Source organism: Peribacillus sp. B-H-3 (assembly GCF_048572925.1).
GTDB lineage: Bacteria > Bacillota > Bacilli > Bacillales > DSM-1321 > Peribacillus.
This window is the reverse complement of record NZ_CP183879.1, coordinates 2145017-2159679: the sequence shown is the minus strand read 5'-3', so window position 1 is coordinate 2159679 and position 14663 is coordinate 2145017. Positions and strand designations below refer to the sequence as shown.

General features: G+C 36.3%; 10 protein-coding genes and 3 pseudogenes. 7 read left to right on the top strand and 6 right to left on the bottom strand.

Annotation, left to right across the window (positions count from 1 at the left end; genetic code table 11):
- Positions 1-2: 2 nt before the first annotated feature.
- From ahpC to ACN6MY_RS10620, 5 genes and pseudogenes are all read right to left on the bottom strand, one after another.
- Positions 3-566 carry an alkyl hydroperoxide reductase subunit C gene (ahpC, locus tag ACN6MY_RS10640; RefSeq protein WP_419883897.1) on the bottom strand — a complete coding sequence of 188 codons (564 nt, stop codon included), beginning with the start codon at positions 564-566 and terminating at the stop codon, positions 3-5.
- Between the two features lie 564 nt (positions 567-1130).
- Entirely contained in the window at positions 1131-1319 is a 189-nt protein-coding gene (locus ACN6MY_RS10635; RefSeq protein WP_419884138.1) for a Ger(x)C family spore germination C-terminal domain-containing protein, read from the bottom strand.
- 98 nt (positions 1320-1417) lie between these two features.
- A complete protein-coding gene (locus ACN6MY_RS10630; protein WP_419883896.1) occupies positions 1418-1702 on the bottom strand; it encodes a hypothetical protein in 285 nt (94 codons plus the stop codon).
- Between the two features lie 466 nt (positions 1703-2168).
- Positions 2169-2423 (bottom strand): annotated as a pseudogene (locus ACN6MY_RS10625) (group II intron reverse transcriptase/maturase); the annotation flags it as partial.
- Between the two features lie 770 nt (positions 2424-3193).
- Positions 3194-3439: pseudogene (locus ACN6MY_RS10620) on the bottom strand (catalase-related domain-containing protein); the annotation flags it as partial.
- Between the two features lie 297 nt (positions 3440-3736).
- Between ACN6MY_RS10620 and ACN6MY_RS10615 the strand changes: the two are divergent.
- From ACN6MY_RS10615 to ACN6MY_RS10585, 7 genes and pseudogenes are all read left to right on the top strand, one after another.
- Entirely contained in the window at positions 3737-4243 is a 507-nt protein-coding gene (locus ACN6MY_RS10615; RefSeq protein ID WP_419881738.1) for a MarR family winged helix-turn-helix transcriptional regulator, read from the top strand.
- Positions 4244-4389: 146 nt separating this feature from the next.
- A complete protein-coding gene (locus tag ACN6MY_RS10610) occupies positions 4390-4887 on the top strand; it encodes a GNAT family N-acetyltransferase (RefSeq protein WP_419881737.1) in 498 nt (165 codons plus the stop codon).
- Positions 4888-5345: 458 nt separating this feature from the next.
- On the top strand, positions 5346-6362 hold the full coding sequence (locus ACN6MY_RS10605; protein ID WP_419883895.1) for a hypothetical protein: 1017 nt from the start codon (positions 5346-5348) through the stop codon (positions 6360-6362).
- Positions 6363-6751: 389 nt separating this feature from the next.
- A pseudogene (locus ACN6MY_RS10600) lies at positions 6752-6932 on the top strand (IS110 family transposase); the annotation flags it as partial.
- Positions 6933-9040: 2108 nt separating this feature from the next.
- On the top strand, positions 9041-9628 hold the full coding sequence (locus tag ACN6MY_RS10595; protein ID WP_419883894.1) for a hypothetical protein: 588 nt from the start codon (positions 9041-9043) through the stop codon (positions 9626-9628).
- Between the two features lie 217 nt (positions 9629-9845).
- On the top strand, positions 9846-11252 hold the full coding sequence (locus ACN6MY_RS10590; RefSeq protein ID WP_419884137.1) for a PQQ-dependent sugar dehydrogenase: 1407 nt from the start codon (positions 9846-9848) through the stop codon (positions 11250-11252).
- A 905-nt stretch (positions 11253-12157) separates the two neighbouring features.
- Positions 12158-12592, top strand: a complete 435-nt coding sequence (locus ACN6MY_RS10585; protein ID WP_071350681.1) for a S1 domain-containing RNA-binding protein — start codon at positions 12158-12160, stop codon at positions 12590-12592.
- Between the two features lie 96 nt (positions 12593-12688).
- Here the strand turns inward: ACN6MY_RS10585 and mutL are convergent, their stop codons facing one another.
- Entirely contained in the window at positions 12689-14641 is a 1953-nt protein-coding gene (mutL, locus tag ACN6MY_RS10580) for a DNA mismatch repair endonuclease MutL (protein ID WP_419883893.1), read from the bottom strand.
- Between the last annotated feature and the right edge of the window lie 22 nt (positions 14642-14663).

Sequence of the window (14663 nt, the reverse complement as noted above, 5' to 3'; positions counted from 1 at the left end):
CCTTAAATTTTTCCAACAAGGTCAAGGCTTGGCTTTAGTGTTGCATCTCCTTCTTGCCATTTAGCCGGACAAACTTCACCCGGATTGTTGCGGACATACTGTGCTGCCTTAATCTTGTTAACAAGAGTGCTTGCGTCACGGCCAATGCCGTCTGCATTAATTTCAACTGTTTGAATGATGCCGTCTGGATCGATGATAAAAGTACCGCGATCAGCAAGGCCTTCCTCTTCGTTCAATACATCGAAGTTGCGGGAAACCTTTTGTGAAGGATCGCCGATCATAATATATTTAATTTTGCCGATAGCTTCTGAGTGATCGTGCCATGCTTTATGGGTAAAGTGTGTATCCGTTGATACGGAATATACTTCCACGCCAAGTTCTTTCAGAGTTGCATATTCGTTTTGCAGGTCTTCTAATTCAGTAGGGCATACGAATGTAAAATCTGCAGGGTAAAAGCAAACTACACTCCATTTTCCTTTCAAGTTACCTTCCGTAACATCAATAAAATCTCCGTTATGAAAAGCTTTTGCTGCGAATGGTCTTACTTCTGTTCCAATTAATGACATAGTGAATTGCCTCCTAGATGTTTTAATATTTATAATCAATTAGATTATAATAATTATAATTAGATATTCATTATTATATAAAATCTGTTGTGTTGTCAATTAGATTGCTTAATTTAACGCACTTAGTTTTTAATAGCTGAAATATGAGTGTTTTTGCAGTATAGAATCACCGTCGTTTACTTCAAACGCCTGTAATTCTTCTAAATGTATAGCATTCACATTTACTTTTGACGGTAAAACATTTTTAGATATAAAACATTAAGGAGCCTAAATGAGAATAATGTATAAGACCAATTTTAATTTTATCATTAATGAATTTTATTTTGAATGTAGGTTTTTCAATAAACAAAGGGCATACACGATTCTATAGAGCCTTCATGTCAAATCAAATTTAGTTTAAATAGTATGCTCTCACAAATTAAGCACACAAGGAGAAAAGCAACAAAACTAAAGGAGTTATATATCGCCTCTAAATTTATCATCCGATAATTCCGCAACATTCTTGCTCGATACAAGGAAATAACTGTACAGAACTGATCACATTGGATAATCCAATTTTTCATATTAGAATGGATATTTTTTCACTCTCATTCCTGTTCCCTCTATTTTCAAATCCACCTTTACCTGTATCTCAGCTTTTGAAAAAAGCACCGCCCATTTCCCTTGAACCTCCTTCCATTTTCTTAAATCCGATTTCCTTAATGACTCACCAAACCCGAATACATCACATTGATACTGCTGAGCAAACGCTATTCCTTGCTGTATTATCTTTTCATACTCAAAGTCAAAACTGGGACATTCACCCTGATTTTCTCATCTCTTTCAAAAAAAAGACGGCAATATGTGAGTATTCATTTTCTCTGGAGAATTTTTTCTGTAGATTTTCTTGCCGCTTCACTTATTGTTTTGCCCTTTGAACTGAAAACAATTACCGGCAGTGCCCTACCAGCAGAAGCAGATTTTGATTTTTCAGTAGGGTCGATTATTTGAAATGTCACATCATAAAGATTCTTTTTGGAATCAAAGTCAATCCCCATGCCCACAATGACCGCGGTCCTATTTAATACCTTATAACTCGTACACCCACTCAACAGGAGGCTACCAATCATTAAAAGAATGAAGATGCTTCTTATCACAGAGATTCCCTCGCTCATGTTTCTTTTTTTTTCTATTTCTGACTGAGGGGCAGAGTACCCTTTATGTTGCTAAACAACATGTATTATATACTCGGTAAATGGTACACTTGTTCTCAGTTGCTACAGATTCATGAGTTTTCAATTTCAAAAACATGTAGTATTCACAATACTGATTTTCAAATATTAAGTGATAATTCATTTGGCCTTACTGGAACACAAATTTTTCGATTTACAGGAATGCGGTAAATTAATTTTATTTGTAAATCATAATAAGTAGAGTTGAAAAGTGTAAAAAAATTGATGACTTCTGCGGATAAAGGTTTGATATGAATATACTCTTTACATTAGGCTCTTTTCGTAAAGATTGTTGCTTTTAACATAAGACAAGGTTAAATTTACTTTTTATGGTATTATATTTACAGTAGCTTATTCAGCAAACGAGCAGGATTGTAGAACAAGAGTTTTATGTTTTGATACCAAGAAGCCTCTTTCCTCCGCTTGGTTTAGGGATTTCTACTCTTCTTACTGGTTGAGGCTTGTATTTTCCTTCTTTTATAAGCTTTATTAAGTCTGTTCCATTTTCTATTAAGTAAAGGCGAGTAGCTTCTATATCTTTCACATCGACTCCTGCTGCTCCTTTGTTTCATTTAACCTTCTTAAAAGCTTGGTTCAGATTATCCTCGTCCGTAATTTGGTCAATGATTGTAAGTTGTGATTTCATATTGTTCCCACGTTCTCAAGGTTGCACGAGGTTAACTCCACACTTTATGGAGGAATCCTGTTTTCCGCACGTTCTTCCTGTCATAAAGTCATAAGTTGGCTGTGTCTTTGTTTCCTCGCAAATCGCTCTAACGTGGTCGCTCCTTTCGTTCCGTCCTTTCCAATCCTGCGGATTGGTACTATAACATCTGCTGACTTCTCTTAGTTCAGTTACTTATCGCTAAGCAAGTTCTTAAAATAAGGTTTCTAAGAGACCTCCTAGGGTAAGTCCATCCACTTTCCCCTCATCTATCTGCCACATTTATTCCTGCTCCATCTGGGGATATTTAGGACTTCGTTTTGTTTTGCAAACTCGTCCTGGAGCAGAAACCTCGAATGTGATTCGTGTACCTCAGACCGAGGGTTTGCCTAGAGCTTCCTTCAGATTCCACGTCACCATGGACACCCATGCCTTCGGCTAATGGTTCACATATCCCAACGCCCATAACGGACTTTCACCGTCTATTTGATGAAAATGCCTGGCACACAAATAATCCCCAATACTTGCATGTATTGGGGATTGTGCGTAACCTACCCTGCCACCCAAACTTGTGTAGGTTACATTCTGTTTTATAGCCTCCATTGGCTAACGGGCACTAAAAGGCCTACTTATAATCATAAAAGATTTTACCTTGTATAATAAGTTCATGTTTATGTTCAACATCAAAAAGGCTGCCAGTCAGTCAGTTTTCCCTGACATTCTGGACAGCCTTCTTGGTTCTTACCTATTAATCAATAAGGATCAGCTTCATGGCTTTTCTTTACGGCATCTTCTGTTGCTTCGTTCGCAGCTAATGAACCTTGGCCATATTTCGATTGGCCAGCTTCACGTCCTGGAATATTGTTTTCCGTCTTCGATTCTTATATTTCTTTCATTTTCATTTCGATACCTTCCTGCACACGGCGGCCATAGTCTTCATCGGCTTGTGTGAAGTGCTCAATCATGGCATCCTGAATTCGTTTGTCACATACCGCAATTATTTAAGAATCTCATTTACTTATGATACGGCTCACCTTAACGCATATAAGTCCTTAATGTTTCGTGATAATAAAGTTGTTTAAATCATATTAAAGTCGTTTGAAAAATAATAAATTCATTTAAAACTAAACGTCAGTTATGCTATTCAACAATCGGGCCAGATTGTGGAACAACACCAAGATATTTAGGTTATACTTTAGAATGTATTGTAAAATTTTGAGGTGTTTAATGTACAAGCAGGTTTAAGAAGGAATTTTCAATGCAGAACTGCTATAGTCGAAAGGTTTTGAGGCGAAATGGAACATTTTGAAAATGTGATTCAAACAAATGCTAAGTACCATGAGTTAGATGCAAATGCGAATATTATCTATAAATTTGTTATGAATTACAATGATTATATAAAAACAGCTCGTGATTATGGTACAGGGGAAATCATTAATATGGTTGAAGTACATACTCTTACTCTTATTGAAGAGAATCCAGGAATCACTGTTACTGAGGTAGCATTGGAGTGGAATCGTACAAAAGGTGCTGTATCACAGATTATTACCAAACTAGAAAAGCGAGATTTGATAATACGAAAAAAAGAAGCTGGAAATGCCAAGAACGTACATTTGTATGTTACTGATAAGGGAAAACTTCTAAGTATAGCACATAAGGATTATGATATTAAAGAACTCACTCGGGCTGATAAAACATTGCGTAATAGTTTTACTACTGAAGAAATTAATGTTTTTTATAAAGTTATGCAAAAGTATACTGAGTTGTTGGATATGCGTGATGTAGAAAAAAATGAGAAGTAATCATACATAAATTAAGCTTTATTGACAAATTATTGTTTAGAACCTAAACTATTAATGTTTAAGTTCTAAACATTTTTTGTTTTAGCCCATAAAATCATTACTAATAATGTTTTTAGGTCAATCCAGTTAGGAAAGGTGTTAATAAGATGATTTCTTTAAGAAATGTTCAAACTACAGATTTGGAACAGCTGTTATTAATTGAGAATGAAGGCTTTTCAATAGAAGAAGCTGCCACAAAAGAAGCGTTTGTGGAGAGGATTCAGTTGATAGCTGATACCTTTATTGTGGCAGAAAAGGAGGGGGAGATACTTGGTTATATTAATGGCCCTATTATTAATCAACCTTATATAACGGATAATCTTTTTAAGGAAATCAAAGAGAATCCGAAAAGAGGGGGATATCAGAGTATTTTAGGGTTAGCAGTGTCCAAACAGGCTAGAAATCAAGGAATTGCAAAGATTTTAATTGAGAAAATGGAAGAGCTTGTAGAAGAAAATGAAAGAGAAGGAATCACTTTAACATGTAAACAAGAATTAGTTTCTTTTTATGAAAGGTTTGGATTTGTTAACCATGGTATGTCTGAATCAAAACATGGTGGAGTAAACTGGTATAACATGGTCAAATTAAGAAAAGGGATGAAATGATTCTTTATTCCGTAATCGGGCGCTTTAATTGAATAAGAATCACAGAAATGATCAAACTTTTTTATAAAAGACTGATTCAATTGAATATATTAAGGGCTTGTTTTGATCAATCGTTTTTCAAAACAAGCTCTTTCCTTTTGTTCGTTTATCAAGGTTATTAGCCTCAAATTAATCAAACTTTGTTTTAAAGCCACAAAATATTTGAGGAATTGGCTTTTTTAGTTTGAAACTTCTCTAAGTATACAAAATTCCCAGACAATGTTTGTAGAACCCTTTCTAACGTCATTTTCGAGGATAAAAAAACGACAAAACAATTTAAATCAAAAGGGGAAATATGTATTCTTTTTCGGTGTACCAAACTTACAACTTTTAGTTATATTAATGGGAATCCGTTTTGGAAGGAACTTAGTTTTCTATGGTAAAATTAACTTACTTTATATAAATTTGGCGGTGTTTATATGCAATATGAACGGTTAAGTGATTTTGCTGGAAAAGGTCCTTATCTTTTGTTTGACTTTCCTTTGTATAACAAAGGAAAAATTAATACATCTGCTGAAACAACAGAGGATATGGAGATTTTAGACTACAACGAAGATGTTATACCCAATATCGTTAACCACATACATTTTTTAGAAAACAAAGACGTTAGATACTTAAAAACATTAGTCACACAGGATAAAAATTTCTATTACTATTGCCCTTTTTGTAAAAGAGAACTTCAAATCATTCACAAGGGTTATGAATTAGAAAATGAACTTCCAGAATCATTACTTACAACTTATTCGTATATGTTCAGCATGTCAGATGAATTTGAGGAATATGATGAAGATGCAGCAAAGCTTTCTGTAAAGAGATTTAAAGAGCTTATAGATCAAATATTTGACGAAAATAGAGTTCTGCAAATGAATTTAGAATGTACTTCAAAAGATAAACATAAATTTTATGTAATATTTCAATTGTCTGAAGATAATTATTTAATGAAGACTGGACAATATCCGTCAATTCTAGATTTTGATAATTCTTTAAAGGAATATAAGAAAGTTCTAAAAGACAAGAGTGTAACTAAAGAATTAACCAATGCCGAAATTTTAAAAACACATAATATGGGTGTGGGAGCCTTTCTATATTTGCGTAGGATTTTCGAGAAATTGATTTTTGAACAATTTGAACAAGCCAAACCTGAAAATAATATAGATGAACAAGCATTCAATGAAGCTAAGACTCAAGATAAAGTAAAAATATTACACGAAAAGGGTTTTGTTCCTACTTACTTGGCTGAAATAAATCCTTTTATTTACGCTATCTTAAGTAAAAGTGTTCATCAGTTAAGTGAAACAGAATGTAATTTGCATTATGATACTCTTAGAGAGGCTATATTAAAAATCCTAGAAGAAAAAGTGGAGATGGAGCGAAAAGAAAAATTGAAGAAAGTTACAAAAAATGATTTAAATAAAATACATACAAAATTATCCTAGTAGTCCATCAACTTGCTTAGAGAAGGAGGCGTTAGTGAAAAAATTTAGGAATTATAGGGTCTAAGCCGTATTTAGTTATTCCATTATCGGGCGCGATTGTTGTATAACCTTTAGATTTAAACGACTTTTTTGTTTTATTTTTGGTATAGAAAAAGTGTTTTACATGAAAATTAAACAACTTTATTTAACACCGCCCATATTTACGGACGGTGTTATGAGAGTTTATAGCACTGAAATTAAACAACTTTATTGTCACCGATCACTTAAGATTATGCTGTTCCCAAGTGAAAGTAAAAAGAGCAAAGGAAATGTATCTCCTCGGCTCTTATAATTAAACATATTTGTTTTTACTGGTTATTTTTCGTTTTCACAGTCACTTCAAAGCCATCAAAAGAGGTTCTAGCCGTTTACGGCACGCTTTGTATATGCCGTATTATGCGGTATAAGAAGCTCCAGGAACAAGAAGCTAAAAGAGTATTATGATCGAAAACGAAATGAAGGAAAGCCTTCAAAAGTAGCGATGATACTTGTGTCAATAAGCTTTTACACTGGATTATATGCAATTCCTAGACTTGGCTTAATGAACAAGAAAAAAGCAGCTTATGAAAAACTTTCCAATTGGTATTTGAAGGGTTATTTGGTGTGTCTTCAAAAAGTATAACACGGAAGAAAATATACTTTAATAAAAGTTCTTGACTCCTATTAGCTAGTTTAGTTGAAGAACGAGTCGGCCACAGGCAACACCCTTATGGAGGTGGCTGTTTTCAGCATTAAAGTTGTCCAATTTTTAATACCAAAAATGAATGACAAATTCATTTTAGTAACTGGGGCAAGTTCTCTTAATGAGGTCTTTTTTTACGACTTCTGAACATTTCAACTGTGGTGTAATTAAATTTGGGACACGAACTTAAAAGTATTCATTAACAATTAACACGTTCTTCCTTACTTTTACTTATTTTTCACTATTAAAATCTAACAAAGTAAATTATAAAACTTAAATTATCAACTCTTAAATGTAGACATTTTATTAATTCATTAATTAATGTCTGGGATGACTAATATTTATTCTATCGAGGTAAATCATAAAATATATACAGTTTATGATTTACCTATTTATAAGCATGTATTTTCATAAGCATCTATTTGCCTTTCTTCAACTTCGTAAATCTGCATTACAGAACCAAAGATATTTTTAAGATTGAAATTTACGTAGGAAGCATCATTTTTTCCCTAAAATCCATGCAAATAATTAAAACTAGTCTAAAATAGACTAGTTTTAATTATTATCTAACCTTTACAGAGACCAGCTTCACCCCTGCTTTTTTAGCTTGGGTGACGGCCTTTTTTAATTTCTCCGATACAGCTTTATTCTGTTTTTTATTCGTCATTATCTTTCATCCTTCCTCACTTCAAATAGGTATTACCCAATATCTCCAACATTCTAGGAAAATATACATTAAGGAAGCACCTCCCCCCTCTTCTCTCTACTTATCTAAAAAACAAGGAAAAGTGGAAAAGTGACCATGATTTAATCCTCAAATTAAAGCAACGAGGGAGGCAGGGAAGAAGAAGGTAAAGAAGCAAACAACATCTTTTCATTTTAAAAAATTATTTCCAGATTATATTAAAGAAACAATCCTTTTCTTAATACGACAATCTTTGTTTTTCATCTGGATATAGGGCTTCTCATACAATAAAAGACGGGTCCTCAATTTCAAGACGCCGAAGAGGGCAGCTATAAATAGCCGCCCTCCGGTAATTCTGCTCCTGCAATTGTTATTTTTTATTCAGCCAAATCTTCATTTTTTCCAGGCTTTCCGTATAAGGCCGTTTAATTAAACTTCTTTCATAATCCATTAATAGCACGATGGGCTATGGACACGTCATTGCCAATAAATATGGAGTACTTTTTTCCTCCAGACGTAATCTTTTTATTCAATAACCCATGTAAAATTACTCCATCCTGGAGATTAGTATTTGAACCTATATAAAATGGGGTTCCCTCATCTGCGCGTATACTTACATTTGGGGTTACATAAACATTATTTTTAATAGTTACCCCTCCTATGACACTGGAAAACTGACTAATAAATGCTGTTTTATCAATTTTGGGATATTGTGGAACAGGATTAAATGAAGTAATGGGGCTAGGGCTTATAAAGGGTTCAAAGCAGCACTATGAAGGATATGACGAAGATAAATTAAAATCATTTTTTTCTCCCATATAATTACCTTTCTTTCAATATAATTTATTATTACAATATGTAAAAATCCTATTTATGAATGGACAATCTATAAAAATAGGGAGCCTTGTTTTCTATGTTCTCCAAAAAACGATCTGCAGGTGCACATTCTAAAGCCTTGCAAACCCCTCTAAAGCTGATAATCGAATTGCTTTAGCCTTTTTATTGAAAGGTTATCCGTCATTATTCCCTTCTCCGGAAGTTCCGCTTATTTTACGTTTAGCCACCATCACAACATTATTGCCATGTTTCACCTCATGCAAAGCTCGTGAATCACTCCTATTGCAAACGTCCTATTCTGCAATCAATCGATTGAACGATATTTGCCGTCTTCTTTTTATCTTAATTCAGCTATGCCATTTTATTGCATAATAAGGCTTCAATGGCGTATATAAGTAAGGATAGATAAAGAGTAAAGTTGAAGGGGCGAGTGAAATGTTTTGGACTGTACGTTACTGGTTCAGGCCGCAACTAGAAATTAACCGCTTTTCTTTTGTCCAAAATAATTCATCGCCCATCAGGATACTCATCATCGCATCTGTTTTCAGCTGTTTTGCAGCAATATTTCAATCTGCTGGCGGTTTTTTTCCGGGGATAGGATATGGTATAAGTCCATTTGCTACATTACCCATTTTCATTTCAATTGTAATTTCAATAAAACATGGTTTTCTCTCATATTTTTCGGCTATCTTGTTACTGCTGCTTTTGCAGCCTAGTGAACTAATAGTCTTCACTTTCACTACTGGACTGCTGGGAATTACACTTGGATTAACATTCAAAGTTTTTAAACAAAGATTCCTTAGAGTGTCTTTTTCTGCAGTATCGTTACTATGCGGTATTCTGATTCTTATTTGCTTATTTAAATTCCCTATACTTGGTCCCGCTGTTACAATACTCAACTACGAAGCAATCCTAGTAATATTGGTTTCAAGTTTTTTATATTGCTGGGCGTGGGCAGAATTCGGCCTATTCATACTAAACCGATTGATGATTTACCTACCGGCTAAAAAACATAACAAATGATTCATGTCATTACCGATACCAGGCCTCCGATCAAGCCCCCCGTTTTTTGTGCAATGTTTTTAAGTATTGCTCTATTTATTCAAAAAAAGCCGTCGATAGACAATCTCTTTATCTCTATAAGTCCGCTGTTTGGGTATCAGACTCCCCGCACTAAATTTTGTACTGAATGAAACAGTTCTAATCATATTCTTTTAAGTAAAAAGGAGTGTAGAGTTTGTTGCTAAAAACTAAGGTTAGTTTACGGCCCATTGTAAGTAAGATAAATTTACCCACTGTTTTGAAAACAACTATACTTCCAGGTGACTCAGTTGAAACATTATTTATTGCAACCCAGGCAGGAGAGATCTTTTGCATAGCCAACGGTGTAATAAAGACTTTCTTAGATATTCGTCCGCGTATCATAAAACTAGGTGCTTCTGGCGGATATGATGAGCGGGGGCTGCTCGGGCTCGCATTTCATCCCCAATTTTATTATAACGGTCTGTTTTATCTGCATTATTCCCTTACTGGAACACAGGGTCCAGGAGCTCTTTCTGAACGCTTCAAGCCTAACCCGTGTGATTCCGGAACTTTAAACCTTAGGTGGATAAACAGAGAAACTCGATATGATCATATCGATACCGTTGAAGAATGGATTCTACCGACAAACGGTCACCCTCAGAAACGACGAACATTACTTAACTTAAGAAGACCCTTTTTAAATCATAATGGTGTCAATAGCTTAAACTTTTCACCTGAAACAGGACAACTTGTATTAACAACCGGAGATGGCGGATCAGGCTTTGATCCATTTAATTTAAGCCAGAATGATAATGAAATTGCTGGTAAAATAATCGAAATTGATGTATATAAGAATACATTTATCAATAACCCACCAGCAGTCACGCGCTTTACTGAACTTCCCAAAGCTGTTCAGGAAACGCTCACCGTAATTGCCAAAGGCGTTCGAAATATACCTGGCATTTCATTTCAAAGGTTTTATAATCAGTATATCAAATATGCAGGAAATGTCGGCCAGGATTCCACAGAATCGATTTTTTCATTCGTTCATAATAAATCGCTGCCGGTTACTCAGCTTATTCAAACTTCTAAATATTCACCTGACCAGGAAGGATTAATTAACTTTGGCTGGCGGGGATGGGAAGGCGCCTTTCCTACTTCGATCATAAGGGGCTGCTCTGAAAGTCCAAATTTGAATGAGATAACAATTGCTTATTACGATGAAGCAGCAAAAATTTCAGTAATGCGCCTTCAGCCTTTAACCAGTTATTTCCACAAAGATTCCCGGCCTGACAAGTTTGGAGGAACTGCACTTACAGGAGTCCAGCCTTATATGGGGAATGAAATCCCCGCTTTAACTGGGAGCGTTGTGTTTACCGATCTTGCCCGGCACGGAGAATCCCAAGCCTCAGTGAGAGGTGTTTTAGCTTATAGCAGAGTAAGAACAGATGGTAAATTAAATGATTTTAGTGTTATTGAAACCGATTATGATTTTGGTTCTCAATCAGCGTATTATGTTAGTCTGGGAACGAATTTGAATCAAACGAAACTATATTTAGGAGTGTATGGATCTATGAAAGTGACTGATTATAACCAAGGAACTATTTTTGAAATTGTTCCATAATTAAAATTGTTTTATTGCTGTAACAGGCTCTAAAAGCAGCTGGACTAAAGGCTCAACTCTCCTTTAAATAGTATTTTCCTAATCATTCTATGCATTTTATGGCTGACTTTTTATTTTAGGGATCGGGCTTGTATACCCGGCCCCACACTCTAGTGTAAGCAGTATTCTTTTATAATTTGACGATGCAAATAAAAAGAGCCCCTCACCAGCCCTTAATAAAGTGATTATATGTGTAATGACAGTTGCTCACCATTTGCGCAATAATGTTTTAATACCAGAAGAATGCCTTTCTCTTCTTACGAAAAAGTGCCTCAAAACCATCATCATGCTTCTGCATAAATATAGCTGTAAAGCATATATCTCACCTGTTAATGCGCTGACTAAATCAAAGCACCACAAGAAGAATCACCCATCAATTCCACTCCGCCTGAATCGCTTAATTAAACCGCTTCTTCTGCTGAGTAGTTGGCCTAAAAGCCGCCTTCCATAAGAACGAATATATGCGTTTGGTAACCGATCATATAATTGATTTAAATGAAATTAGAAGTCAAATCAGGCCGATTGTCACTATGCCAAGCTGAATACGAGAATCGTTCCTCATTAGTTCAGGATTCCTGCCTAAGCAAAGATCTTAAGGCTCACGCACCTCCCGCTTCAATCACTAAGGCAAAATCATCTTAAGCATTAACAGAACCACTAAAAATTCAATGAACTATTGTACAAACAAATATTGCCGCTTTACAAGTCAGCACCACTGGTTAAACTGCTGTTAATTAGTAGACTAAGTGCGGATTTTGAATTTTTTCTTAGAAAAAACGGAACAAAACCTACAATAGTTGATTCTTTTTAACATAGTTTGTTATAATTAAGTGTTTTTAAAATCATTGAGGGGGAACATTATTTATATGTCAGTAGAAGTAGGCAGCAAGGTACAAGGAAAAGTTACAGGAATCACTAATTTTGGAGCATTTATTGAACTTCCGGGAGGATCGACCGGACTTGTTCATATCAGCGAGGTAGCAGACAGCTATGTTAAAGATGTAAATGATCACCTAAAAGTGGGCGACCTGATTGAAGTAAAAGTTATTAGTGAAAAAGAAGGAAAAATTGCTCTTTCCATCAAAAAGGCAATTGACAGGCCTGAAGGGCAAAAGCCATCTTATTCACAGCGTCCGCCTCGCCAGGCAAGACCTGATAGCCGTTCAAAAGGAAATTTCAAGCCAAAAGAAAATTTCGAAGATAAAATGGCCCGTTTTTTAAAAACCAGTGAAGAAAATCTATCCTCCCTCAAACGCAACACTGAGACAAAACGTGGCGGAAGAGGCGGAAGACGCGGATAACTGCTGCTCTTTCCAGCAAATCCTATAGCATCACCTATAGATAAAGGCAAGCCTGGTTTATGCCAGGCTTGCCTTCTTTGTTTTTTCTAAATTTTTTCACATAACCCTTTTAAACATCTTTTCCATATCATAAATCGAGTATTGAATAATAATCGGCCTTCCGTGCGGGCATGTGAAAGGATCCGCCGTCTTTCGCAGCTGGTCAAGCAGGGCTTGTATTTCATCATTGCGCAAATGGCGGTTCGCTTTAATGGAGCCTTTGCAGCTCATGAGAATGGCTGCTGCTTCCCTTAGCATTTTAACATCCACTTTCTTCATGGAAAGCAGCTGTTCGATCATTTCCTCCATGATTCCTTTTTCATTTCCTTTCGGAAACCACTGAGGGTGAGCACGGACGATGTAAGAGTTGTAGCCGAACTCCTCCAAAAAGACTCCTACCTTTTCCAGTTCTTCCTTATTCTCATTGATCCGGATGCACTCATCTGTTGAGTATTCAAGAGTTATTGGTATGAGCATGTCTTGCAGCTCTTTTTCAACAGTGCCCACCTTTTCGGAGAAATACTCATATTTGATTCTCTCCTGGGCAGCATGCTGGTCAATAATGTAGAGGCCTTTTTCATTTTGTGCAAAGATATATGTGCCATGCATCTGGCCAATTGGATACATAGGAGGCACCCGTTCTGCTGTTTCCTGGTATACATATTCTTCCTGTTCCATTGTTGTTGTCATAAATGCCTCGGCCGTCTGGAAAATATGCTCATCCGGTTTTTCAGCCTCAATGACTCGAGTTTGATCTTCGCGGAAGGAAGACAATTCCCCGGAGTATCCGCTGGGATCTTCGTCGCGATGGATTTGTTCATTTAATTCCTCAATGCCTGTAAAGCCGGAAAAAGAGTGCTCGCTTGGTTGTTCTTTAACAAGCGCTTCCTTTAAAAGCTCCGACTGTTTTTTTGCCTCCTGGAGCACTTGTTTTCCCTGCTGTACGGCATGCTCCAAATCCAGTGAAGTTTGCTCTGAAACTGGTTTTTCCTTTTTAGGAGGAACAAAGCCGCTTGGAATTAAAGATACCTTTTTAAATACACCCTTAATCATATCGGTAACCAGCTGATCCAATTCAGCTTCCTTACTCAGCCGCACCTCCATTTTTGATGGGTGGACATTTACATCAACAAGAATGGGGTCCATTTCTATTGATAATAGAACAATAGGAAATCGGCCTATTGGCAAAAGGGTATGATAGCCGTTCATTATGGACTTGGCCAATGCATAGTTTTTAATGAATCTGCCGTTGATCATCGTAGATATATAGTTTCTCGAAGCCCTGGTAATTTCCGGGAGGGCCACATAGCCTGAAATTTTGAAATCGAGAGAGCTTCCTTCAACAGGGATCATTTTCTTTGCGATATTCATGCCGTAGATACTGGCAAGCACCTGGCGGACATCTCCATTACCGGTTGTATGCAGGAGTTTTTTTTCATTGTGTGTCAGCTTGAAAGATACCTCCGGATGAGATAATGCCAGCCGATTCACAACATCGGTAATATTACCTAGTTCAGTATGAATGGTTTTCATATATTTTAAGCGTGCAGGTGTATTATAAAATAAGCTTGATACAGTGATATCTGTACCTTTTCTGCTTGAAGAAGCTTCTAGCTCCCTGACAGACCCGCCCTCTAGGAAAATTCGTGTTCCCGGACCTTCTCCTGTGCTGCTTTTTAATTCAAAATGAGAAACAGAGGCAATGCTCGGCAGTGCTTCTCCCCTGAATCCAAGTGTCCGTATCCTGAATAAATCATTTTCATCCTTTATTTTGCTTGTTGCATGGCGCCTGAACGCCTTTTCCACATCATCAGGCAGGATTCCGTCACCATTATCAATGATCCTGATTTTAGCCAGTCCTGCCTCTTCTAATTCTATTTCCACGATGGAGCTATTGGCGTCAATTGCATTCTCTGCAAGCTCTTTTACTACAGATGCAGGACGCTCTACAACTTCTCCTGCAGCTATTTTATTTGATAATGCTTCGTCAAGCTGCAATATTTTGCCCATAACACTCGCCTCGTTTCTTTAT